Origin of the sequence: Paenibacillus antarcticus (assembly GCF_001637225.1) — a bacterium.
In the GTDB taxonomy this organism is placed as follows: Bacteria; Bacillota; Bacilli; order Paenibacillales; family Paenibacillaceae; genus Paenibacillus_AQ; species Paenibacillus_AQ antarcticus.
The window spans coordinates 297,539-320,353 of sequence record NZ_LVJI01000001.1 but is presented as its reverse complement, the minus strand read 5'-3'; the positions used below and the strand labels follow the sequence as shown (position 1 = coordinate 320,353).

Below are 22,815 nucleotides of genomic sequence, written 5' to 3'. Positions count from 1 at the left end.
AATTGCGTACAAGATACCTGTTTGATGTCGATTGCTGCTAAGTAATTTCTATTGAATCTGTATGTTATCTAATCAGTGTATTCGTAATGTTGGACTTTTCTTTAAGCTCAGCCAACCAAGTTGAAGATAACGTTGCAATCTGTTGACTTACTAAGGCTTCTTTAATTTCTGCACTTGCCTCTTCAAACGTGGCCTTATGTGCATCTTTACGGTCGGTAACTTTAATGATGTGGAATCCGAAACTTGATTCAATAATGTCACTTAACTTACCCTTATTTAAAGCGAATGCAGCTTTTTCGAATGTATCCACCATGGTACCACGAGCGAAGAAACCCAAGTCGCCACCTTTGATTTTTGAACCGGTATCCAAAGACTTCGCTGTAGCAAGGGTAGCGAAATCAGCCCCGCCTTGGAGTTCCTTCAGAATATTTTTTGCTTCTTCTTTAGTTGCAACTAAAATATGTGAAGCACGTACTTCTTCTTCTGTGTCATATACACCCGGATTTTCAACGAAATATTTCTTGATATCAGCCGTGGTTACCTTCACTTGAGGTTCTACTAATTTATTGATTTTCACCTGCATGTTCAATTCGTTTTTTAGGTTATTCAATGACATACCTGATTGGGTAAGAGCTGCATTAAATTCAGCCTCAGTTGAGTAGTTCTTCTTGAGCTTATTGATCTCCTTAGTTAGATCCTCATCCGTAACGGTGATATTTTTTTTGGTAGCCGCTTGATCAACAAGTACTGTTGTAATGAGGCTATCTAAAGTTTGTGCCCCACCAAGTGTAACCATTTCATTGTATAGCTTGTCCTTTGTGATAACGACACCATTTACAGTAGCTACAATGTTGTTCTCAGTGGGACCTTCTTTATCCGTGAACATAATTTGTTTATTTGCTGAATCCCATTGGACGGTTTTGCCAAGTGCTTCTCCAGCCATACGTAGGGGGACGTATGTAGTGCCGTCGATAGTAAAAGCTTCAGCATTCGTGTTAGAAGTAATTGTTATACCGTTGTAAACTATTTTGATGTTGTTATAGATGGCTTTCAATGTCTTCGTAGCTTGTTGGGCATACGTACTGTTGACCATCACTGTTGCAGATAGAACTAGAGCGGAAGTTAGAATAACCATATTTCTTTTTTTATTGAATTTCATTGTTTACAAGACTCCTCATTAGTATAATTGTTTCACGCAAGATTACATTTAATTTAAAGTTGTCTGACGGTATGTATAGCTATAACAATGGATAGTAATCAAGCGGAACAACATAATACTACCATGATTTAGTAATAATTGTATATTTGAAGATATCACAAACTTGGAGCATTTATATAATACCTCTAGTTAAGATTTGCTTAATATAAGGAAATGTCATGGCAACGCTTAAGTTAAGCGAATCGTGACGCGATTTTTCAAATCTTGGTATTCATTTTAGAAAAGAAACATCGTGATTTGGCTTGGTTTACTCATCTTATTGCATATGATATTATCTGGATATTACTATAATTTGGATCATATTATCCAAAGAGAATCGTGAGGGAGGATACTGTTGCAGAATAAAGAGAAGAAAAAGGATTCTCGGTTGATGTATATAGGAAGCACGATTGTGCTTTTACTGTTAAAAGGTAAGTCTCTACTTGCTCTCCTGAAATTTGGTAAGCTTGGTGGAGTGATATTCTCTATGGCAATTTCGATAGGTGCATATGCTCTGATCTATCCATGGCAATTCGCATTGGGCATTGTCTTATTATTATTAGTTCATGAGATGGGACATGTGTTCGCAGCGAAACAGAAGGGACTTCCAGTCTCGGCACCTTTATTTATCCCTTTTCTTGGTGCAATGATTACCATGAAAAAGACGCCACTAGATGCCAAGACGGAAGCCTACATAGCATTCGGTGGTCCCGTGTTAGGCTCCATAGGTGCAGCGGGAGTTTTTCTGGCTGCTTATTGGCTAGATAGTCCCTTGCTCTATTCACTAGCGTATGTAGGATTCTTTCTGAATTTGATTAATCTATTGCCGATTCACCCACTAGATGGAGGTCGGATTGCTACCGCAGTCTCCCGTTGGTTGTGGCTTGTGGGATTGGTAGGGGGATTAGGTGTCATTATTTATTTACGTTCATTCTTATTCTTTATTATATGGGCGCTATTTGCTTACGATTTGTATAAAAAGTTTGTCAAAGGTCGAAACAGAAATATCGTGGAGTCTGTAACAGCGAGTTTCTTAGTACCCGTGGAACATCTCTATGCTCAAGGTGCTATAATTCCTGGACCTGAGCATAAACGAGAACTACCCTTCAGTACTTATTGTAAGCTCGAGGAACAAAGACAATATGTTAAGGCACAGTGGGCGAGTATGGATTTCAACGGAATCATCACCATGCCACAGCAAGGGATCATTAAGAGAGTACTTGTGAATGGACTAGAACATCAGCGAACACCAGAGGACTATCATATTAAGATTAACTGCCAAGTGGAGTATACGCGTTACGAGAATGATAAATATTATGATGTGCCCTTGTCATCTCGTTGGAAATTCGGAATAAGTTACGGACTCCTTGCAGCAGTATTAATCGGCATGATGTACTTGGTTCATAGCGTAGGTAATATAAATGTGTAGTGACTAAGCTTGTTCCTAAGTGTATGTATTTTTAAATATCAAAAGAGAGGCTATCCCTGGTCATTTACATGACTGAGGATAGCCTCTTTCTATCATGACTTCATTTACTCCGCGTTCAAAACAAACTTCTCAATGACTTGCTTGATGCCATCTTCGTTGTTGCTGAGTGTTACATAGTCCGCGATTTCCTTAAGAGCATCAATAGCGTTCCCCATAGCAACGCCTAGACCAGCAACTTCTAACATTTCATGATCATTCCAGGAGTCGCCAATAGCGATTGTATCCGAGAGTTCAACATTGAAATGGTCTGCCAAGAAAGTAAGAGCATGACCTTTGGTACCTTCATGGTGCATGATTTCTAAGAATTGTGGTTTCGATTTGGTGATATGGACTTGATCTCCCAGCAATTCGCGAAGGATTGGTGCTATTTCATCCAAATAAGCTGGATCATCCACAATTAGTATTTTGGGTGTAGGTTGGTCTACTATTTTGATGAAATCTGGCTCGATAAAGTAGGGCGTCCCATTCAATCCACAATAATCAATCAGCTTTTGGTTCTCTTCTCTTGAATATAGCTTATCATCAATATAGAACTGCACATGCAGGTTATGCTCGATACAGAAATCAAATAGTTTATGTGCAGCATCTTTTGGTACAAAACGTTCGTAGAGAACTTTTTCATCCAATAGGTTCTTAATTAAGGCGCCTTGATACGTAATGATTGGCACATTTAGTCCTGTCTGGCGTGCAAGGTGTTGCGCAGATGCGTAAGCACGACCCGTAGCAAGGGTAACGACCACATCTTTAGCTACAGCTTGTTCGAGTGCTTTTTGTGTAGAAGGCAATACTTCCTTATTGTCGTTAATCAATGTGTCATCGATATCGATAGCAATTAGTTTGTACATGTATTTCTCTCCTTAATTCATCTATTTATATGTGATTCAATTTCATAATAGCATAAGCGGGTTCAATCATTACGATATATAGATCAAAATGATTTTATATGTCTATATATCGTGTCCTTAAGTCATAGTTGATCCTTTATGAAATTGATTCACTTCTGTCCTTATTGTAATCTATTTCGGGACCAATGTGCTCGGTGTAGATTTCAATTCAGCAATAATCATAGCGGTGAGAATACAGATACATCCGATTCCAGCAAGTGTTCCAAGTACTTCTCCACCGAAGAAGACTCCCGTTATTGCCGCAAAGACGGGCTCTGTAGCAAAAATAATAGCTACACGAGAAGGAGAAGTGAATTTCTGGCATACCGTCTGAATCCAAAAGGCTAATGCGCTTGTTGGACCAATGGAAATTAGTAATGCAAAAAGCACATCTGGTTGTACTAATTGATCTGCCACCTGATGGATCGGACCAAGATCCTCAAACAACAGGGAAGAGAACATACTTAGTAACCCCACAGTGAACATTTGAAGTGTGCATAGTAGTAAGGCTGGGTATGTAGGTGCGAAGATAGCTGTGTAAGCTACATGTAATGCAAAGGCAATAGCACATAAAAAGATAAGCAGATCACCTTTATTGAAACTGACGGATGAGCCTGTGAATGTCAGGAAATATAGTCCGATTGCAGCTAACAGTGCACTCAGCCATGTGTAACGAGAGATCGGATGTTTCAATAGAAACAAAGACAGGAATGGAACAATAATGACAGAGAGTCCTGTAATAAAGCCTGCGTTCGATGTGGTTGTATAGAGTAATCCAACGGTCTGGAATGCATAGCCCATGAATAGAAAAATTCCTAATAGACTTGCATGCTTTAGCATCGACCAAGATAAATCCTTCCATTGACTTCGATAAAATACTGAAATAATAAGAGCCAATAGTGCAGCTGCACCTAGAAATCGTAATCCGTTAAAAGCGAGGGGAGGGAGCACTCGAATGGCCTTTTGAACGATGAGAAAGGTAGACCCCCACATCATGGCAACAAGAAGTAGACTGAAATTAGCGAGATGAGTTCGGTTCACTTGGGACATCCTTTCATAAGCAAGTGTCCAAATTGTATCGTAAAAATAATGGTTGGACAAGGAAATAGCAAGAAAAAAAAGAGCTTCCGTCCCTTGTAGGCGAAGAGGCTCAAGTTTACTTTAACCATATATCCACCATCTCTGAAAAGGGCTTGTATACAGCTATGACCCAATCCAATGGATTAGGAATCTTGACTTCTAGTGCTTGAACAATACCCAATACAGAACCGATCAATAAGAGAAGGGAAAAAGCCCAAATCTCCTTTTTTAATTTCTTCCTCCACAGAGGAGGGAACTCAAAAGCAATGACTACAGTGACAATGACAAGGATCCCAGTTATAGACAACATGCCAATGGCTCCTTTTTCTTCAAGTTTCAGTGGACCGCTTAAACCTATTTTTAATGAAATAGACCCCCAACAATAATAGAGGGAATAGTAAGCAACATGTTGCGACAAAATAGGGCCAGTACTCGGCAAGAAGTTTATTGTAATATGTTATATTGGGGGAAATGATAGGCGAAAGTACAATAACGAGTAGCCCAGCAGGTAAGGTTAACATCCGATAGCCCTTTAATTTCAACAGTTGTGCTAACCCTAAGTTAAAAACATAGTAGTAAAAAGTACATTTCATAAAGATCGTTAACATCCAAAGGAGAGCAACCATCGCTTCTACCCTCTCCAAAAATTGACCGATATTTATCCTTCTGGCCAAAGAATAACTCGGATATATGGTTCTCGCAGTCTCATCGGCACCAAGAACAAGAACGCACATCGCAACAAGGATGATGAGTACGATTCCACCCAATAGTGCACCTTGTAAGAAACCTTTCCTTATAAGTTTAGGTTGATTGATATAAGGAATGATCATTAGAAATACAACGAGTTCTAAAAAAGGGAATGCTATGAAAGAGAATGAACCATGTATTACGGGCTTTATTCCGTTTTCTAGTATAGGTAGTAATTTCTCGAATTCAGCTTGTGGAATAAGGAAAACGACCATTAAGAGAAATAGAAGGATAATACATGGCAAAAATATTTCTCCTGTACGCGCTATAACTTCAAGACCTAAGCGTACCGCGAAGATAACAATACATATAAATAAGATTTGAATCGCTAGAATTGGGGTTTCAGCCATCATCTCTGTGGTGATGAAATCACCTAACTCCCTTGTATATTCCACAACGGTAATCAGAGGGAATATAAGAAATAAAGCGGCCATGAGTGTTCCGAACCATTTCCCTAGAATTTTTTGTATCGATAGAATGAAGGTTAATTTGGGGTAGAGATTTCCAAGTACGCTGAATATATAAACGGCAATCAAACCTACTAATAAAGCGATGATACCTGATATCCATGTGTCTTGTTTGGCAAACGAAGTAGATACGTTAGGTAATATCAGAATTGAATCTCCAATAGTAACGATCATCACTAGGATGGTGAATTGACGAATACTTATTTTACCGTTCTCAGGCATTTTTCATCTCACTCCGTTTTGTTCTTTCATTTTTTCTAGAAAAGAGTCGGAAACTTTCCCTAATTGTTGAATTTTATACTGAGCCTTCACATTCACTGAGATATTTGTAAATGTGTGATCCCAATTATTCTTCAATGTTTTCCAAGCTTTGGGATTAGAACGTCGAATGGCTTCACCAAATCCGAAAATATCGACTTTGTAATCTTGTTGTACTCTAGCGATTGTGGTGTCAATCATGTCTATTAATTTTTGTTCCGCCAATTTCTGTAAAGTTGTAATCGTTTCGGGCTTTGTCAAGTCAAGAGTGCATTGAACCTCGGCCAAATGTGCTTCAGTCTTTACTTCAATATCGATCTGCGGCCGTTCGTTCCTCATGCTACCTTTAACCTTAGAATCTGATCGAATGATTCTAAATGTGACTTTTCCTCCTTTGGGGCAATTTACAGAACCAGCCGTACTAGAAACATTATTGTTAATATAGTTGTATGCTTTTCCCTCTTCATCACTTAACCAACCGATTAACTTATCACTTTTAAATACAGCTAATCCTGAGTACTGTAAATCAGCGGGAGAAAGGATGGATTCTACATTTTTTTTGGTTTCTCCTATTTTAGGATCCCCGATGACTCTAAGTCCTGTTAAAACAGGTTGTCTTCCTTCGCTCACCAAATCAGAAATTAATTTATCCAATTTAACGGCCATTGTAGGTGCCCACTGTTTCTCGGACGTATCCAAAGAAGAAAATAATCGAACAGCAGGTACTTTTTCTAGATTGGTTAATATTTTTAGAGTATCGATAGCTTTAGCATCTTTGGCAACTACAACGTAAAAGTCATTGCGTGCTTCAGGATCTCTCGACATGAAGTCTAGAGCGTTCCCAATGCCTTCTCTTGCCAATGCTTCGCTGATGACGACAATTCTTAGATGGGCTATATAAATTTTTCGTGGACTAATGGTTGTCATTTTACGAAGAGCTTCTAATAGGGAATTTGCAGTGGCTTGATACATGGTTACGGGTGCCACCCCGCTACTTTTATTTCCGGCAACCTCACTTGGCTCAACTACTTGAACAGAAATGTTATATTTGTCACCGACTTTATCGATCCCGAGTCCTACAGCAATAGCTAAATCATTCAATTCCCGACGGCTCCAACAACCGGTGACTGATATAGCCAAAAGAATACATATACAAAGTAAGAGTCCCATCCGCTTCATAGGTCAACCTCCTGTATTGTTTCGTGGTTTTTCTGGAGGCGTACTTTGTTCCCTAATGATATTCTTCTGATTGCTCAAACGAGGACGTGTGAACATGGCCCAATGGGGCATTCGGAATATCGTATCCTTCATATCGTCACGGATATACGGAGCGAACGGACTCATATAGGGAATCCCGAAAGAACGCAAGCTGCACAAGTGAAGGACAAGTGCAATGATTCCGATGATGATTCCAAACAACCCGAAGGAAGCGGCAAGACCCATCATGAGAAATCGTAACATTCGGATGGTCATAGCCAAGTCATAAGCGGGTAGAACAAAGCTGGAAATAGCTGTAATGGCAACGACGATGACCATGGCAGCAGATATGATTCCGGCTTGTACTGCCGCTGATCCAATGACTAATGTACCTACGATGGATATGGATTGTGCAATGGCTTTAGGCAACCTTAAACTGGCTTCTCTGAGAATCTCAAACGATATTTCCATCATGAGGGCTTCAATAAATGCAGGGAAAGGCACGCCTTCCCGTTGAGAAGCCAAACTAATCAGGAGTTGAGTTGGCAACATTTCCTGATGAAAAGTGGTGATGGCTATGTAAAGAGATGGACCTAGGAGAGAGATGAAAATACAGACGTATCTAAGTATACGAATGAGGCTACTGATATCCGAACGTTGATAATAGTCCTCCGCAGCCTGTATGAACGAAGCAAACATGGTAGGAACGACTAGAACAATCGGAGTGCCATCCACGAGTATGGCAACTTTCCCTTCTAATAGATCAGCCGCAATGACATCAGGACGTTCGGAATGATAGATTGTCGGAAATGGAGTGTATGTTTCATCTTCGATCAATTCTTCAATATAACCACTTTCCAGAATCCCATCGATATCGATCCGGTCTAAGCGTTTATGCACCTCTTCCAAAATGTCGTCGCTCACAATTCCCTTGATATACATGATCGCCACGTCGGTTTTAGTTACTCTTCCGATTTCTTTTGTTTCTAACCAGAGATTGGGGTCCTTTATCTTTCGGCGTATGAGTGCCGTATTCGTGCGTAAATTTTCTGTAAAACCTTCCTTAGGTCCTCGAATGACAGTTTCTGTCGTCGTCTCCGAGACAGCGCGGTCTTTCCATCCACGCATACCGATACTGAACCCTTTTGCGTAACCATCCAATAAGAGGATGGCATCTCCGGACAACAGGGATGTTAATATAGGTCCCCATTCCGAAACATCTTTAACGCTTCCAGCGGTAAGGAAATGATCTTTTAATACCTGAAAAATGTCCTCTTGAGACGTTACCAATTTGCTGGGATCGGCATTTGCAACATTTAACATAAGCGATTCCATAATGAAGTTCTGAATGGATTTAGAATCTGCTAATCCGTCAGTAAAGATTATGGCTGCCTTGATCTGTCGTTGCGAACCTATCTGAATTTCTCTAATGACGATGTCACTACTATTTCCAAGTGAAGTATTAATAAATTGTATATTTTCTTGGAGATTTATTGTTAAAGGGGCTTTAGTCTGTTCCTGTTCTTTGCTTGAGTCGCTGTTCCCGAGTGAAGGGTTTTTAAATATTTTTGTAATTACTCTACTCATAAAGTCCATAGTTGTTTTTGTCCCTCTCTATAGCTGTTGTTAACGGTATTACCATAATACCGAACACATATACCGTATATTGAGGATCAATGATGACGATCAAGTAAAGACATAGAACGTATCATCAAAAACTGATATAATGTGATTCTGAAATGGAGATGATTTTATGGCTAAGAAAAACCGATCTATTCCGGCTCCCAAAAAGGCTGATTCTGAATATAAGCCAGCTACGTTAAAAGATTTACTAAGCAGTGATATTTTAGAAAAGTTGAAGTCTCAGGCAGATGAGATGAAAGCAGAGGAAAAGAAGAAGAAGGAAGCACAAGAATTGATGAAGGTGGAAGCTCGTAAGCAAGAGCAGAAGAAATTGGATAACAATTTTGAACATCTGCTTGAGAATAGTAATATGGATTGGAAAAAATATAAATAAGCACAAGTGAGGACACCGGGATTAGGCAGCAAGTCTAGCCATACCGGTGTTTTTTTATATGCTGATACGATTGAGAAGTGAAATTTAGAATGATGTAACTCATGAAATTTGTAACTTTATTACATATAAACCGTCTTAGGTAAAGTGAAAGAAGAATGACAAGGAGGATTATAATTATGCATTTATTGAAAAAAACAAGATTACAAGTTGGTTTGGCGACGATGCTCATGGTCTCTGTGTTGGGAGCGTATGTTGCACCTGAAGTGCAAGCGGAAGATAATACGACAACGATTAGAGCTGAATGGACAGACATAAATACAGGTAGAACATATTTCAACTGGAGTTCCGTAGAAAATGATCAATATTTAAGCAAAGTAATCGTGTCAACGAATGATGGCAAATGGGCTCGGTTAGACGATAAATTCACGAGTATTAATAGTTTTTCGAAAGAGACTACTAAGCCAACGCTCAGTAATCGTCTTGCAAGTATTTCGGGGGGAGATTTATTTTACTATTTACCTCTTTATTTGGATACAACACGAGAGGTCGCGGTGAGAGGAAATCTCTATGATATTTCACCAGATCGTAAATGGGGAGTATTCGAGTCGACTGATTTCGGTACTGAGAAGTCATCGGATGGGAAAACAGCGCAATACAATCAATTGCACAGCTATTTTCTCAAAAACATGATAACGGGTGAACTTCAAGAATGGATATCAAGTTCGCAGTATGTGGGTCTGAATTGGCTTGCTGATAGTACATTGCTTGTAAATCAGTATAGTCCAGTTGCGAAACAAAAGGCGATTTCAACATATGATCCAGCTACGGGGAAGAAGAAAGAACTTGTACTAGGTAAATTATATCGTTATTCAGAGAAAGATCAGAACTTTGTATTTGTCAAAAATGAGCCTAAAAGACTTCCATGGAAATATGATTTGTTAACAGGGAAATCAAGTCTACTCACTAAGAAAGAGGAAGAAAAGATATATGAATGGAACGATACTCGGCCGACAATGAAAGCACCGGATAATTTAGATGTGAAGATGTTGCCTATCATTGATCTGCCGATCCGTAACATGTATGAATATGAAGTTGTAACTTCGCAAGGTTCAGAGCTAGTGCCCTACGCATTTGAAAAAGAAGGGAAGACGTTTATTCCACTTCTTTCTCTTGTATCTAAATTCAAATTAAGTGTAGGCCAACGAGAAGGAGATATGTACGACTATAGATATAAATTGACAGGTCCAACTGGCCAGACCATGATACTAGATCGCAATAATAGTCGTGTGTTTCAATTCCGCCTGTTCGTGACACCAGAAGTACTAGAAAAGATAGGGCTGCAAGAGGTTACAGTTAAACCGCTTATTCCGGCTGTAATCAAGTAATTGTCCATAATAGAGTCGATTTGTACGGAAGGGGGAGGATGATGTCTTTTCAGCTAGAGTTACCTCATAACGTCGTCTTCATTGCGGGTGGGATATTAGGTTGGTTAATTGTTCTTATTCTCGTATCACGACATTATTTGAAGAGGCAAGAGAAGCCCTCGTTTTGGAAAGTTATTCTCGTTGTCTTGGTCGGAATGTTCTCATTCACAATAAATCTGAACCTAATGCATGTGTCTACGAAATTATCCATACTTCCTCTTGGTGTGTGGATATTAGTTGGATTGTTATCTAAAGCATCATGGCAAACGTATAGAGCATTTGCTTGGATTGGGTTTTGGGCTAATTTTATTTTCTTATTTACAACGTTAATGTCTGGGTTCATGGATAACTGGGTTTATCCTAAGGAGGATGCATCTACGTATATTTCAGACCTTGAGAATGCTTATATTGTAGCCATTCACCCATCTGGGCTTCAAGCTGTTCTCAACAAGGAGCGATTCCAAGACCAGCTAAGGGATGTTGAAGCTGTTGATATTATGGACATGGGTTTGGAGTGGTACCAAGAGTCCTCTATGGAATCTGAACCTTATTATCAAAAGGAGCATTTCCCGTATGCGTTATTAGGGGCACTCCCAAGATGGGGAAGTGGTCGTGATTCTACTATGTATATTCAAGATGACGGTAAAGGACTGTTAATTACAACAGCTAATCAGAGCTATTACTATCGCTCTAAGGAACCGCTTATAGATATGGGGGTTCGTCATGATGAATAAGAAACTGGTGATGATCCCCATTCTACTCGTTATCATAGCTTTAATTGGTTATTTGTTCTTTTACGGAAAGCCAACATCTTTTCCGAACAACGCGCAGGCAATTAAAGCTATGAATGAGCTATACGCAGAGGCGAATGTCGGAATCATCTCAGATGTTATTCCGCTAGATAGCAGACATGTATTTGTTCCTTTTATCTCAGGGGATAATCTTTATGGTATGAGCTTCTGGGTATGGGATCGGTTTCAATGGAAGCTGGGAAGGATCGATACAAGGGGAGAGCCATATATCTGGAAAATTAACGAGAGGGATGCTTCAACGCATTATATTGTATGGAATATGGACCCCAAAGATGAATTACGAGAGCTCAAGTATTATCTCATCGGAGAGAGAGATTTTCACAGTAGTGCAAGCCTAGAAACGTATATACCTCGAATCCAAATAGAGAAGACGATATCTTTACAGAAGAAGAACTATGGCGTACTTCCGTTCCCTAAGGAATGGGCAGAGCTCGTGAATAGAAACCTTCGATTGAGTAAGGCTAATCAACCTCCTTCTCTCTTCCAAATGAACACCCCATCTTCAACGATGTATGTTGGTTGGATTCCTTACGGAGAGCTCGGAAAGGTAGTTTTTCCTGAGAACACCGTAAATGGAAGTAGCTTCGACAGTGATGGTATTAACTTAGATTTTGTGCGAATTCTCAATGAAGTGGAGCTGGAGATTCCTAAATAATAAGTGTGTTACAGGTTCACTTATATTGCAGTTTATCTATGGATGACATGATAAAAAAATGGATAGGGTCCTCAGAAAATAGCTGAGGTCCCTATCCATTATTGTCATATGGGTCAATATCCTAATCTTCCAGAAACACAAGTCCAACAAAATCATCCAACTCAAGATTACCGAAGTAATGTTTCATATCTAGATTAGCTAAGGCCTCGCGCACTTCAGCTTCTTCATATCGTTTATCATGCAGCGCATTTTCGATATCGGCTACATCGCCTACCCCGAAGAAATCACCATAAATCTTGATGTCATGGATTCTGCCTTCGTTAATGTTCATACGTAGATCAATAATACCGACAGGGAACTTCTTGGAATGTTTAACATTGGATTCAGGTGATATACCATAGTTCCAATCCCAATTCTGATAGTGTTCCTTGGATATCTGATTGATCTGTTCCCAATCTGCTTCTGTTAAATGGTATTGTGGAACATCTTGCACATCCATTCCGAATATGGAACGTAGGAGCTCAGCTCGGAAATCCTCAATCGTCATTGAGCCTTCCATAAGTTCACTTATGTTGGCAACGCGACTCCGAACGGATTTGGTGCTCTTCGATTTGAATTTCTCTGGGTTGACGTTAAGTGACGCCTGGACATTATCTAAGTTGAGGTTGAACATGAGTGTACCATGGCTAAACATACGTCCACGGGTGGAGAATTGAGCATTACCAGAAATCTTCTTTTCACCAACTTGTAGGTCATTGCGACCACTGAGTTCCGCGTTCACACCCATTTTTTGAAGAGCATCTATAACAGGTTGGGTGAATTTCAAGAAATTATGGAATGATTGTCCGTCATCTTTGGTAATAAAGCTGAAATTAAGGTTACCTAGATCATGATAGACAGCGCCCCCACCAGATAAACGGCGTACGATTTGTACATTATTTTCTTTACAATATTCTTGGTTAATCTCTTCAATGGTATTCTGATGTTTACCAATGATAATGGATGGATGATTAATATAGAAAAGCAAATAACTATCGTCCATAGGAAGGTGCTTTAGCGCAAATTCCTCTATTGCGAGATTTATAGCAGGATCATGGATCCCTTGGTTATCAATGAAAAGCATGGTATACTCCTCCGTTACTATAATACTTATGGTGACATGACATCTACACGTAATTGTAAACTAATTGTTGATTAGAAACAAAAAGACTTTTGAATTGACGCAAAGGAAGAACCCACGTAATAATGAAAGTAATATAATGGAGAACTTTAAGATAGAGGTGTCATTAGAATGTTAGAACGTTACGGACATGGAGGAGATTTGGAAAGTGCAGCCAAGGCATATGGAAGAGAAGAGGGATCGTTCCTTGATTTCAGTGCCAACATCAATCCACTGGGTCCACCTGAACATGTACTAAAGCAATTAGATGGTGCCCTATCGTCTATCATCAGGTATCCTGATCCAGGCCATCGACAATTTAAATATATCCTTGGACAAAAGTTAAAAATCGGCGAAGATAACATCTGTGTAGGAAATGGTGCAGCAGAGTGTATGTCACTGATTTTACTTGGACTTGATCTACAGAAGGTGGGTATTATTGAACCTTGTTTCTCTGAATATCGGCAGTTGTCGGAACAATTCAATGTAGAAGTATATTCGATACGTGGTAGAGAGGATAAGGATTGGAAAGCAGCAGTTGAGGAAATAGGAGAATTGCTACAACAGGTGGATCTATTATTTATTGGACAGCCTAACAATCCTAATGGGGTCCAGTATTCGCTTCGAGAGCTACGTATATTAGCTGAGATGGCTGAACAATGGCAAACGTATATGGTCATAGATGAAGCTTTTATTGACTTCATTGCGCAACAACAGCAAGCTTCCTTGCTGTCAGAACTTGAGAAATATCCTCGTACGATACTGGTAAGGTCTATGACCAAGTTCTATGCGATACCAGGTCTGCGATTAGGCTACACATTGGCACATCCAGATGTCATTAGATCGATGACTGGTAAGCAAGTGACATGGAGTGTAAATGGACTGGCTTTGTTGGCGGGTGAGGCAGCGCTTCATAGCGGTGAAGAATTCGAGCGCAGTACTTTGGAGTTGATATCTAATGAGCGAGTAGTGCTCGTTCAAGGGCTCACAAATTTAGGGTGTGAAGTAAGCCCTGGAGAAGCTAATTTCTTGCTCGTGAAGTTACCCGCTCCATGGCGATCGATTGATATGCAGCGAGAACTTGGAATGCGAGGGATATTAATTCGTAGTTGTGCGATGTACCCTGGTCTGGGAGAGAGCCATATTCGAATTGCGGTCAAAGGGACGGACGCAAATCAGGTATTTCTGAAAGAGATACAGCATGTAATCACGAAGAGAATTTAGGATAAGAATGAGTTTTTGAACCCTCTATAGGAATAGGAGATCAATGATGACAACACCCTTTTTGAATGGGGATAATGCCCCTTATAAATCTTTAGTCTGGCCGGGGCTTACACTAACCCGACAAGAACGGCATTTACTACTTCATATCCCTTCACCAATAGATAGTCTCAGCAGTTCTATACATGGTGGAGGCATGGGTAAGATAGATCGAATTGCTAATATTTATGTGGATCGGTTCTATGAATGCAGTCATCCGGAAAAGGATGTGGAAACGTTATTTCAGGCGTGGGGATATCCTCTGGAATCGACCGCCGGATTGTTGACGGCTGTTCGTTTGGAGTATACTTCCGTGTCTGAAGAGGCCGGGGAGGACGCTTCTGTGTTCTGTTGTACTACGGCCGGGGTTTCGAATGGTGCACGTGCTGGATCTGAGCGAACCACGTTCCCAGTCTATCAACCTGGAACGATTAATATCATGCTCATGATTGAAGCTAGAATGACACAAGCGGCAATGGTGAATGCTGTTATTACTGCCGTAGAAGCAAAGGCTGCTGCGCTAGCTGATCTAGGAATCCGTGATGCAGAGAATGGACTCGTGGCTACAGGAACTACGACGGATGCTATTGTGTTAGGTGTTAGTCAATCGTTAACGTATCCTATTCAACATCGATATTGTGGCACGGCGACGGATCTGGGAGGCGCTATTGGACGCGTGGTTTATGGAACGGTGATAGAGAGCTTGGGAGCGGCAGGAGTGAGTAAGTTGTGATGGGCTGGGCAATATTCATGCTATGGGCTGCATACCTGTTAGATCTGATCATTGGAGATCCGCGTTCGCTTCCCCACCCTGTTATAGGTATGGGTAATGGCATCAAGCGGTTAGAGAAAGTGATTCGGAAGTACATCTCTCATCCTGTGAAATTGAAACGAGCCGGAATTCTACTCCCAATCATTATAGTAGGAGGATCGTTCCTTATAACATGGATAGTATTGCGAGGACTGTATCTAATTCATCCGTGGCTTGCAGCGGGAGTGGAGGTCTTCTTGATTGCTACGACCATTGCTACGAAAGGGCTTAAAGATGCAGGAATGGAAGTGTATGGGCATCTTCATCGTGGTGATTTATCTGCTGCAAGACGTTCTCTTGGTATGATTGTTGGTAGGGATACAGCGCACTTAGACGAGCCAGAGATTGTTCGTGGAACGGTTGAGACCGTCGCAGAAAATATTGTGGATGCCATCGTATCTCCCTTGTTCTTTGCACTTATTGGAGGTGCTCCACTCGCCGTGGCTTACCGTGCTGTGAATACGCTTGATTCCATGGTTGGTTATAAGAATGATAAATACATAAATCTAGGATGGGCTTCCGCTCGGTTGGATGACATTGCTAACTATATTCCAGCTCGAATAACAGCTCTATTACTGGTCGCTAGTAGTTGGATTATGCGTCTGGATTACAAGAAATCTTATCGAACGATTAGACATGATGCCCGTCTCCATCCAAGTCCCAACAGTGGGTTCCCTGAATCGGCTGTAGCGGGTGCTCTAGGTATTCGCCTCGGGGGCGAGAACGTGTACCATGGTGTGGTATCTTTTCGTGCTTATATGGGAGAGCTTTCTCGTCCAATGACAAAGGGAGATATTCAGTCAACCGTAAGATTAATGCTAATGGCGTCATTATTATTCCTCGTAGTGTGCATGCTGTTCCTTTGGATGATAGGCGGAAACTTATGGAGTTAGAACTGATCTGTATTCGACATGGCAGAACACAGTGGAATAAGGATAAACGTTATTTAGGACATACAGATTTAGGTATCCTTCCGGAGTCGCTAATGGAACTTTTGTCCCTGAAAGAAGAACTCGAAGGAAGAGAATTTCATCAGGTGTTCTGTAGTGATTTGAAAAGATGTAGAGAAACGTTAGAGTATATCTATCCTATATCACAAGATAAGGTGCTCTTTGATCAGCGGTTACGAGAAATGGATTTCGGTGAGTGGGAGGGGAAGAACTACGATCAGTTAAAGGAATCTATTCATTATCGAGCATGGATAGACAACCCTCAATCCGTAACTCCACCAAGTGGCGAATCATGGGGGCGTTTTCAGGCGAGACTTAGGGGTTTCATGGACAGTCTGGTTGGTTACATGAAGGAAAATAATCATGATAATGCGGTATCTTCTGTGCTGATTGTTACGCATGGAGGGGTTATAAGACAACTTGCATCCATGATGATTCCAGACTCGAAGTTTTGGGATTACACGGTTGATCCAGGAAGTATTACATCGTTGAAGCTTACTTTGCATGATGGGAAATGGAGAGGCCGGGTATAAATGACGAATTAGGGGATTTCTAATAATTGGATTGTAAGGTGACTCTTTTTAACCTATAATTTTGAATAGAGAAGTAAGACTTGTCCTTAAATGAATATAATAAACTTGTGAGGTCTAGAAATTAGAAGTATAAATTGTTACCTCTATGCCTAGTTAAAAGGGAAGCCGGTGTAATTCCGGTACGGTCCCGCCACTGTGAAACAGGGATATTCTCAATGTACCACTGTTCTGCGTCAAGCAGGATGGGAAGGTGAGGATATTAGCTAACCTGTTAGTCAGGAGACCTGCCTTACGAGAAGTACGACGGTCCTTCGAGGAAAGGATTACGTTTGGCTTGTGCAAGTGCCTGTGATTCAATTCATTGTGGTACATAGCCTGCAGACACTTATGGGTAATTACCATGAATTCTGCATAGACGTAATCCCTGATTCTTGTCTGAACAAGAGGATCAGGCTTTTTTTGTTGTGTAAGGATAGACTTTCGTATAGACGATTCAATGGTTGAACAAGGGAAGCATCTCGCATGTTATGAATAAATTAGAAGATAGAGGAGAGAAATAAGAAAATGAAGCAATTATGGAAGAATTGGACTACGGGCGCCTTAGCAATCATGTTAGTACTTTCGCTCGCAGCTTGTGGCGTTAATAATGAACCGAAGCAAGGAACAGCGCCAGCACCAACCGAGCAGGTGACGCCAGCTGTTGAAGAGGCAAGTGCAGCAACGGTGTATCCTCTAACGGTGAAGGATGCGACAGGTGAGGAGATCACTTTTAAAGAGGCACCAAAGAAGATTATATCTATTTCTCCAGCAGAGACAGAAAGCTTATTTGCACTAGGATTGGATGAACAGATTGTTGGTGTATCTGATTATGATGATTACCCAGCAGCTGTGACAACGAAGCCTAAAATGGGTGGATTGTATAATCCTAATGAGGAAGCAATGATTGCTGCACAACCGGACCTCGTAGTAACAGGTATCTCTATGAGTGTAGAGGCTGCAAAACATCTGCGTGATCTAGGAATTACGATCTACAAGACAGATCCGAAAACGGTGGATGATGTCATTTCAAATATTGAAGTGTTCGGCCAGATTACAGATCATCAAGCAGAAGCCAAAACCGTTGTAGATAAAATCAAACACGATCGGGATGAAGTGACAGAAGCGGTTAAATCACTTACACCTGAACAGAAAAAGAAAGTTTATATTGAGTTTTCTCCGGGTTGGACAGTAGGTAGTGGGGAGTATATGAATGACTTAATTAATCTCGCCGGTGGAGTTAACGTTGCTGCGGATACGGTGGGATGGAATGAAATTAGTGAAGAGAAAATCATTAATGATAATCCTGATGTGATTCTATTCTCCAAGAATGTTGTGGATGACAAAACAAAGAAAAAATTAGACGAGATTATTAAAGCACGTAATGGCTGGGATCAAATAACGGCTATTAAGAATAATACGATTTATGGATTAGATGATAATCTAATTAGTCGTCCGGGACCACGTGTGACAGAAGGTCTTAAAGAAATTGCAAGTGCGATCTATCCTGAACTTGTGAAGCCATGAGTAAGAAGCTAGCTGGGTATGGAGGACTTGGGATAATCTTGCTTATCGCAAGCTTCCTACTCTGTCTGGGAATAGGGGCTGTGGAGCTCCCGGTGATGGATATCATAAGGATTCTATTGCATCAGATACCATGGGTTGGGGATGCTATTACGCCAACATGGAATCCTGCATTTGAACAAATATTGATGAAAGTAAGGTTGCCTCGAATTGTACTAGGTATGCTGGTCGGAGCAGCGCTTGCGGTTGCTGGTTCTGGATTTCAAGGGGTGCTTCGTAACCCCTTGGCTGATCCATATACTTTAGGCGTATCTTCAGGTGCATCTGTTGGGGCTGCGGTTCTTATATTCTTTGGGATACAGTATTCACTTGTAGGTGCATGGACACTTCCATTGGTTGCTTTTTTTACGGGGATATTGACGCTCTGGGGCGTATTGTCTTTGGCACGTGATGGTGGGAAGATTCCAACCAATAGTCTGATCTTGTCGGGTGTGGTTATGCAATCATTTCTAGGTGCGATTGTATCCTTCTTAACGGCGATGTCGAAGCAGACCATTAATGAAATTATGTTCTGGACGATGGGAGGACTTAGCTTCCGAGGTTGGTCTTATACGCTAATGTTATTGCCTTATGTCCTGATTGGGTCCGTGGTGATATGGAGTTGCGCACGTTCCTTGAATTTATTAGCTCTCGGAGAACGTCAGGCAGCACATATGGGACTTCATGTGGAGAGACTTAAGATAATCACATTAATCGTATCTACCTTGCTAACCGCGGCAGCTGTATCTGTCTCGGGTGTCATTGGTTTTGTGGGCCTCGTTACGCCACATATTGTTCGATTGATTACCGGACCTGACTATCGACTGATCGTTCCATTATCGGCAATCGGAGGGGCAATCTTTACTTTATGGTGTGACACGGTTGCCCGTTCCCTCCTAGCTCCTATAGAGATTCCCCTTGGCGTGGTTACAGCATTCCTAGGTGCACCTTTCTTTGCGTATTTGTTGTATCGTAATAAGAAACAAAGGATTGGTGGTAAGGTATGATCGAGGTGAACAAGGTATCCAAAAGGTACGGAGAACTTTCCGCACTTCGTGATGTGTCCTGTTCCATTCAAGAAGGAGAATGGTGGGGCATTATTGGTCCTAATGGGAGTGGTAAATCAACGCTACTTCAATTAATCTCTGGTGTCGACAAGATAACCGCAGGTGAACTTCAGATTCGAGGCCATCATGTCTCGAAGTACAGCCGTCGAGAACTATCTCAGATGTTGGCTGTCCTTCAGCAGGATGGCCTTCCTGCGATTAACTACCCCGTTAGAGATATTATAGAAATGGGAAGATTCCCATTTCAGGATTGGATTGGACGAGACCGTGGTGAGAATGCCGATACCATTATTGAAGACATCATGGACAAGTTACAATTACAGGAACTGGGAGACCGACCATTAGATGAACTCAGTGGCGGACAACGGCAACGCGTTGCATTGGGTAAAGTGATGGCACAGGAACCTCAAATTTTATTATTGGATGAACCAACGACTTTTCTAGATATCTATTATCAGCTTCAGTTCATGGAATTGGTTGCTAGCTGGCGCAAAGAGACTGGAATTACGGTTATAGCGGTCCTTCATGATTTGAATTTGGCAGCTCAATTCTGTGATAAACTCTTAGTACTACAAGAAGGGGAAGTTGTTGGGATAGGGACACCTGATCAGATATTAACGGAAGATAATATCCGACGAGTATACAATGTGGACCCTGCGGTTGTACAACATCCAATGAGTGGGGTTCCACAAGTACTTTTATCCCGTAAATAAAATCTATGTAGTAGAGATTGTTATAAAAGGAGTAATGATATATGAATCATGAAATTATGAAACGTATCGGGGATATTCGTGGTCTCGATCAAGCTGCGATTCAGGCTGCGAAACTACATATAAGTAATCTTACTGTTCCTCCGGGAAGTTTGGGTAAGTTAGAGTCTATGGCTATACAGCTTGCTGGTATCACAGGAGAGGTAAAGCCTTCTTTTGACCGTAGAGAAGTCATTATTATGGCAGGAGATCATGGGGTATGTGAGGAAGGTGTGAGTGCATTTCCGCAAGAGGTTACGCCTCAAATGATTCATAATTTCCTTGCAGGGGGCGCAGCAGTGAACGTCCTTGCTCGACAAGCAGGTGCAGAAGTCGTATGTGTGGATATCGGCGTGAATAGTGAGTTGTCCCATCCGGATCTCTTATCGCGAAAAGTTCGGTATGGTACGGCGAATATGGCGCAAGGACCTGCTATGACCTATGAGGAAGCCATAGAGTCCATTCTTGTTGGTGTTAAGGTAGTCGAAGATGCTGTACAACGTGGCGTACAATTATTTATAACGGGTGAAATGGGCATCGGGAATACAACGGCGAGTTCTGCTGTGATTTGTGCACTTTCAACGATAACTGTTCGGGATGCAGTTGGAAGAGGTACTGGAATAGATGATTCACGCTTACTGCATAAGATCAGTGTTGTTGAACAGGCTTTAAAAGTTAATGCTCCTGATCCCCTTAATGCAATAGATGTGTTAGCTAAGGTAGGTGGTCTTGAGATTGGTGGTTTAGTAGGTGTCATTCTTGGTTCAGCAATCAATGGTTGTCCCGTTATTATAGATGGATTTATTTCAAGTGCAGCAGCACTACTTGCTAAAGAAATCTGTCCAGCAGCTGCTGATTACATGATTGTGTCACATGCTTCGCATGAACAGGGACATCGACTGTTGTTACAAGAGTTGGGTCTTCGTCCAGTGCTGGAATTAGACCTGCGCATAGGTGAAGGTACAGGTGGAGTATTGTGTCTACATCTTGTAGATGCAGCTTGCCGTATTGTCAATGAAATGGCTACCTTCGAGAGTGCGGGCGTATCGGGCGAAACGAAGGAACCAATCCAATGATCACACTTGTTACAGGTGGGGCTCGGAGTGGTAAGAGTAGCTTTGCTGAGAAGTTATGTATGTCGAAGTCACAAGAAGCCGTATATATCGCTACAGCTCAAGCTTTTGATGAAGAGATGAAGGAGCGTATTGCTCTTCATCAGCTTCAAAGAATTCAAGCCAACTATCCATGGCGTAACGTGGAAGAACCTTTCCAACTCGTGAAACTTCTGAATGAGTGGCGTGAGAACAGTGTAATCGAGGAAGATAATGCGCCTACGGTTCTAGTGGATTGCCTTACATTATGGTTATCTAATATCCTTCTGTCCTTTGAAGGACGTAAGGATATGCAAGAAAAAGTGAAAGCTGAGATCCTTCATCTTGTAGAAACGATACAGCAGTACCCAGGGCATTTGATCATGGTAACGAATGAAGTTGGGAATGGCATTGTGCCCGAATATGCACTAGGAAGAGTATTTCGCGATTTAGCAGGATTCATGAATCAAGCGATAGCCAAAAGTAGTTCTGAGGTGTTCTTAGTCACGGTAGGTATTCCTATCGAGCTGAAAAGTAGGGAGTATAAATTATGATGAAGTGGGTACAAGCGGCTGCGGCCGCTTTTCAATTTCTATCACGATTTCCTGTGAATATAAGTCTTGATTATTCACCTACACTTTTTAGGAGAAGTGTAAAGTTCTATCCGCTAGTAGGTGCGGTTATTGGCCTCGTAGTGTGGTCAGGTGCTACTGGGGTTTCTTATTTGCTGCCAGCACTACCGGCGGCGGTACTCACTCTCATATTATGGGTTGGGCTCACAGGTGGACTTCATTTAGATGGCTGGATGGATACGGCAGATGGGGTGTTAAGCTATCGTTCTCGTGAGCAGATGCTAGACATTATGAAAGATAGTCGTGTTGGAGCTATGGGTGTATTGGCATGTGTGTTGCTCCTCATGCTGAAGCTCTCATTAATCTATTCGTTGATAATAGACGGTCATCACTACTCAGGACTGCTACTCCTTCCATTAATTTGGAGTCGTTGGTTCATGGTTCATGCGATGTATTCATGGCCTAAGGCACGCGGAAAAGAAGGGTTGGCTGGAGGAAATTTTCATGGGTTAAGTAGAGGGCAGATATGGGGAACTTTTCTATTAGCCATCATCTTATCAGGAGTTGCAGTAGCTATATTACCGTTATTGCGCTCGGACAGTATGCTATGGACTACCGTACTTCTTGGCTTCATTACGATACCTCTGGCAGCATGGGTTGCTGGAACCTGGTTGGCAAGGAAGCTAAACGCTACATTAGGTGGGTTAACAGGAGATACCTATGGCGCTCTCAACGAATTTGTGGAAGTTGTAGCATTACTTATGCTAGTACTGTTACTCAATCATATGTGAAAGGG

At 41.4% G+C, this 22,815-nt stretch carries 23 protein-coding genes and 1 riboswitch; of the genes, 15 read left to right on the top strand and 8 right to left on the bottom strand.

Annotation, left to right across the window (positions count from 1 at the left end; translation table 11 throughout):
* Positions 1 to 64: 64 nt before the first annotated feature.
* Positions 65 to 1,159, bottom strand: a complete 1,095-nt coding sequence (locus tag PBAT_RS01550; protein ID WP_068645982.1) for a peptidylprolyl isomerase — start codon at positions 1,157 to 1,159, stop codon at positions 65 to 67.
* A gap of 394 nt (positions 1,160 to 1,553) precedes the next feature.
* Here PBAT_RS01550 and PBAT_RS01545 point away from each other — a divergent pair, with 394 nt between their 5' ends.
* Complete coding sequence (locus tag PBAT_RS01545) at positions 1,554 to 2,627, top strand: site-2 protease family protein (protein ID WP_420848713.1); 1,074 nt, start codon at positions 1,554 to 1,556, stop codon at positions 2,625 to 2,627.
* A 104-nt stretch (positions 2,628 to 2,731) separates the two neighbouring features.
* Here the strand turns inward: PBAT_RS01545 and PBAT_RS01540 are convergent, their stop codons facing one another.
* The 6 genes from PBAT_RS01540 to PBAT_RS01515 all read right to left on the bottom strand — a co-directional run bounded on the left by PBAT_RS01540 (position 2,732) and on the right by PBAT_RS01515 (position 8,916).
* Positions 2,732 to 3,532, bottom strand: coding sequence for a Cof-type HAD-IIB family hydrolase (locus tag PBAT_RS01540; RefSeq protein ID WP_068645980.1), 801 nt, complete (start codon positions 3,530 to 3,532; stop codon positions 2,732 to 2,734).
* 171 nt (positions 3,533 to 3,703) lie between these two features.
* Positions 3,704 to 4,612, bottom strand: a complete 909-nt coding sequence (locus PBAT_RS01535; RefSeq protein WP_068645979.1) for a DMT family transporter — start codon at positions 4,610 to 4,612, stop codon at positions 3,704 to 3,706.
* Between the two features lie 115 nt (positions 4,613 to 4,727).
* Positions 4,728 to 4,961: a hypothetical protein gene (locus PBAT_RS01530; RefSeq protein ID WP_068645978.1), complete on the bottom strand. Its 234-nt coding sequence runs from the start codon at positions 4,959 to 4,961 to the stop codon at positions 4,728 to 4,730.
* A gap of 19 nt (positions 4,962 to 4,980) precedes the next feature.
* Positions 4,981 to 6,087, bottom strand: coding sequence for a GerAB/ArcD/ProY family transporter (locus PBAT_RS01525; protein ID WP_068645977.1), 1,107 nt, complete (start codon positions 6,085 to 6,087; stop codon positions 4,981 to 4,983).
* A gap of 3 nt (positions 6,088 to 6,090) precedes the next feature.
* Positions 6,091 to 7,293 (bottom strand): Ger(x)C family spore germination protein, encoded by a 1,203-nt coding sequence (locus PBAT_RS01520; RefSeq protein WP_338060038.1) that lies wholly within the window; start codon positions 7,291 to 7,293, stop codon positions 6,091 to 6,093.
* 12 nt (positions 7,294 to 7,305) lie between these two features.
* Positions 7,306 to 8,916 (bottom strand): spore germination protein, encoded by a 1,611-nt coding sequence (locus tag PBAT_RS01515; protein ID WP_068645975.1) that lies wholly within the window; start codon positions 8,914 to 8,916, stop codon positions 7,306 to 7,308.
* Positions 8,917 to 9,073: 157 nt separating this feature from the next.
* Here PBAT_RS01515 and PBAT_RS01510 point away from each other — a divergent pair, with 157 nt between their 5' ends.
* From PBAT_RS01510 to PBAT_RS01495, 4 genes are all read left to right on the top strand, one after another.
* Positions 9,074 to 9,337, top strand: a complete 264-nt coding sequence (locus PBAT_RS01510) for a YqkE family protein (RefSeq protein WP_068645974.1) — start codon at positions 9,074 to 9,076, stop codon at positions 9,335 to 9,337.
* 176 nt (positions 9,338 to 9,513) lie between these two features.
* Positions 9,514 to 10,722 carry a hypothetical protein gene (locus tag PBAT_RS01505; RefSeq protein ID WP_068645973.1) on the top strand — a complete coding sequence of 403 codons (1,209 nt, stop codon included), beginning with the start codon at positions 9,514 to 9,516 and terminating at the stop codon, positions 10,720 to 10,722.
* Positions 10,723 to 10,763: 41 nt separating this feature from the next.
* Entirely contained in the window at positions 10,764 to 11,495 is a 732-nt protein-coding gene (locus tag PBAT_RS01500; protein WP_068645972.1) for a hypothetical protein, read from the top strand.
* Positions 11,488 to 12,228 carry a hypothetical protein gene (locus PBAT_RS01495; RefSeq protein WP_169810070.1) on the top strand — a complete coding sequence of 247 codons (741 nt, stop codon included), beginning with the start codon at positions 11,488 to 11,490 and terminating at the stop codon, positions 12,226 to 12,228. The genes PBAT_RS01500 and PBAT_RS01495 overlap by 8 nt, the downstream gene beginning before the upstream one ends.
* Positions 12,229 to 12,349: 121 nt before the next feature.
* On the opposite strand, the gene PBAT_RS01490 is transcribed toward PBAT_RS01495, so the two are convergent.
* The gene (locus PBAT_RS01490) at positions 12,350 to 13,351 is read right to left on the bottom strand and encodes a lipoate--protein ligase (protein ID WP_068645970.1); all 1,002 of its coding nucleotides are present in this window, start codon (positions 13,349 to 13,351) and stop codon (positions 12,350 to 12,352) included.
* 168 nt (positions 13,352 to 13,519) lie between these two features.
* Between PBAT_RS01490 and PBAT_RS01485 the strand changes: the two genes are divergently transcribed.
* The 10 genes from PBAT_RS01485 (at position 13,520) to cobS (ending at position 22,810) form a co-directional block, all read left to right on the top strand.
* Positions 13,520 to 14,611 (top strand): aminotransferase class I/II-fold pyridoxal phosphate-dependent enzyme, encoded by a 1,092-nt coding sequence (locus PBAT_RS01485; RefSeq protein ID WP_068645969.1) that lies wholly within the window; start codon positions 13,520 to 13,522, stop codon positions 14,609 to 14,611.
* Positions 14,612 to 14,657: 46 nt separating this feature from the next.
* Positions 14,658 to 15,380: an adenosylcobinamide amidohydrolase gene (locus PBAT_RS01480; RefSeq protein WP_068645968.1), complete on the top strand. Its 723-nt coding sequence runs from the start codon at positions 14,658 to 14,660 to the stop codon at positions 15,378 to 15,380.
* Positions 15,380 to 16,351, top strand: coding sequence for an adenosylcobinamide-phosphate synthase CbiB (cbiB, locus tag PBAT_RS01475; RefSeq protein WP_068645967.1), 972 nt, complete (start codon positions 15,380 to 15,382; stop codon positions 16,349 to 16,351). Before PBAT_RS01480 ends, cbiB begins: the two co-directional genes overlap by 1 nt.
* Positions 16,342 to 16,941, top strand: coding sequence for a histidine phosphatase family protein (locus PBAT_RS01470; protein ID WP_068645966.1), 600 nt, complete (start codon positions 16,342 to 16,344; stop codon positions 16,939 to 16,941). Before cbiB ends, PBAT_RS01470 begins: the two co-directional genes overlap by 10 nt.
* A gap of 93 nt (positions 16,942 to 17,034) precedes the next feature.
* Positions 17,035 to 17,247, top strand: a riboswitch (cobalamin riboswitch).
* A gap of 258 nt (positions 17,248 to 17,505) precedes the next feature.
* Positions 17,506 to 18,504: an ABC transporter substrate-binding protein gene (locus PBAT_RS01465; RefSeq protein WP_068645965.1), complete on the top strand. Its 999-nt coding sequence runs from the start codon at positions 17,506 to 17,508 to the stop codon at positions 18,502 to 18,504.
* Positions 18,501 to 19,547, top strand: a complete 1,047-nt coding sequence (locus PBAT_RS01460) for a FecCD family ABC transporter permease (RefSeq protein WP_068645964.1) — start codon at positions 18,501 to 18,503, stop codon at positions 19,545 to 19,547. The genes PBAT_RS01465 and PBAT_RS01460 overlap by 4 nt, the downstream gene beginning before the upstream one ends.
* A complete protein-coding gene (locus tag PBAT_RS01455; RefSeq protein WP_068645963.1) occupies positions 19,544 to 20,320 on the top strand; it encodes an ABC transporter ATP-binding protein in 777 nt (258 codons plus the stop codon). Before PBAT_RS01460 ends, PBAT_RS01455 begins: the two co-directional genes overlap by 4 nt.
* Before the next feature lie 41 nt (positions 20,321 to 20,361).
* Positions 20,362 to 21,432, top strand: a complete 1,071-nt coding sequence (cobT, locus tag PBAT_RS01450) for a nicotinate-nucleotide--dimethylbenzimidazole phosphoribosyltransferase (protein ID WP_068645962.1) — start codon at positions 20,362 to 20,364, stop codon at positions 21,430 to 21,432.
* On the top strand, positions 21,429 to 22,001 hold the full coding sequence (gene cobU / locus PBAT_RS01445; protein WP_068645961.1) for a bifunctional adenosylcobinamide kinase/adenosylcobinamide-phosphate guanylyltransferase: 573 nt from the start codon (positions 21,429 to 21,431) through the stop codon (positions 21,999 to 22,001). Before cobT ends, cobU begins: the two co-directional genes overlap by 4 nt.
* Positions 21,998 to 22,810, top strand: coding sequence for an adenosylcobinamide-GDP ribazoletransferase (cobS, locus tag PBAT_RS01440; protein ID WP_068645960.1), 813 nt, complete (start codon positions 21,998 to 22,000; stop codon positions 22,808 to 22,810). Before cobU ends, cobS begins: the two co-directional genes overlap by 4 nt.
* The last annotated feature ends 5 nt before the right edge of the window (positions 22,811 to 22,815 follow it).

Coding starts and splice junctions, on each gene's coding strand:
- PBAT_RS01550 (WP_068645982.1), bottom strand. CDS start 1,159: ATGAAATTCAATAAAAAAAGAAATATGGTTATTCTAACTTCCGCTCTA.
- PBAT_RS01540 (WP_068645980.1), bottom strand. CDS start 3,532: ATGTACAAACTAATTGCTATCGATATCGATGACACATTGATTAACGAC.
- PBAT_RS01530 (WP_068645978.1), bottom strand. CDS start 4,961: ATGTTGTCTATAACTGGGATCCTTGTCATTGTCACTGTAGTCATTGCT.
- PBAT_RS01525 (WP_068645977.1), bottom strand. CDS start 6,087: ATGCCTGAGAACGGTAAAATAAGTATTCGTCAATTCACCATCCTAGTG.
- PBAT_RS01520 (WP_338060038.1), bottom strand. CDS start 7,293: ATGGGACTCTTACTTTGTATATGTATTCTTTTGGCTATATCAGTCACC.
- PBAT_RS01515 (WP_068645975.1), bottom strand. CDS start 8,916: ATGGACTTTATGAGTAGAGTAATTACAAAAATATTTAAAAACCCTTCA.
- PBAT_RS01510 (WP_068645974.1), top strand. CDS start 9,074: ATGGCTAAGAAAAACCGATCTATTCCGGCTCCCAAAAAGGCTGATTCT.
- PBAT_RS01505 (WP_068645973.1), top strand. CDS start 9,514: ATGCATTTATTGAAAAAAACAAGATTACAAGTTGGTTTGGCGACGATG.
- PBAT_RS01500 (WP_068645972.1), top strand. CDS start 10,764: ATGTCTTTTCAGCTAGAGTTACCTCATAACGTCGTCTTCATTGCGGGT.
- PBAT_RS01495 (WP_169810070.1), top strand. CDS start 11,488: ATGAATAAGAAACTGGTGATGATCCCCATTCTACTCGTTATCATAGCT.
- PBAT_RS01490 (WP_068645970.1), bottom strand. CDS start 13,351: ATGCTTTTCATTGATAACCAAGGGATCCATGATCCTGCTATAAATCTC.
- PBAT_RS01485 (WP_068645969.1), top strand. CDS start 13,520: ATGTTAGAACGTTACGGACATGGAGGAGATTTGGAAAGTGCAGCCAAG.
- PBAT_RS01480 (WP_068645968.1), top strand. CDS start 14,658: ATGACAACACCCTTTTTGAATGGGGATAATGCCCCTTATAAATCTTTA.
- cbiB (WP_068645967.1), top strand. CDS start 15,380: ATGGGCTGGGCAATATTCATGCTATGGGCTGCATACCTGTTAGATCTG.
- PBAT_RS01470 (WP_068645966.1), top strand. CDS start 16,342: ATGGAGTTAGAACTGATCTGTATTCGACATGGCAGAACACAGTGGAAT.
- PBAT_RS01465 (WP_068645965.1), top strand. CDS start 17,506: ATGAAGCAATTATGGAAGAATTGGACTACGGGCGCCTTAGCAATCATG.
- PBAT_RS01460 (WP_068645964.1), top strand. CDS start 18,501: ATGAGTAAGAAGCTAGCTGGGTATGGAGGACTTGGGATAATCTTGCTT.
- PBAT_RS01455 (WP_068645963.1), top strand. CDS start 19,544: ATGATCGAGGTGAACAAGGTATCCAAAAGGTACGGAGAACTTTCCGCA.
- cobT (WP_068645962.1), top strand. CDS start 20,362: ATGAATCATGAAATTATGAAACGTATCGGGGATATTCGTGGTCTCGAT.
- cobU (WP_068645961.1), top strand. CDS start 21,429: ATGATCACACTTGTTACAGGTGGGGCTCGGAGTGGTAAGAGTAGCTTT.
- cobS (WP_068645960.1), top strand. CDS start 21,998: ATGATGAAGTGGGTACAAGCGGCTGCGGCCGCTTTTCAATTTCTATCA.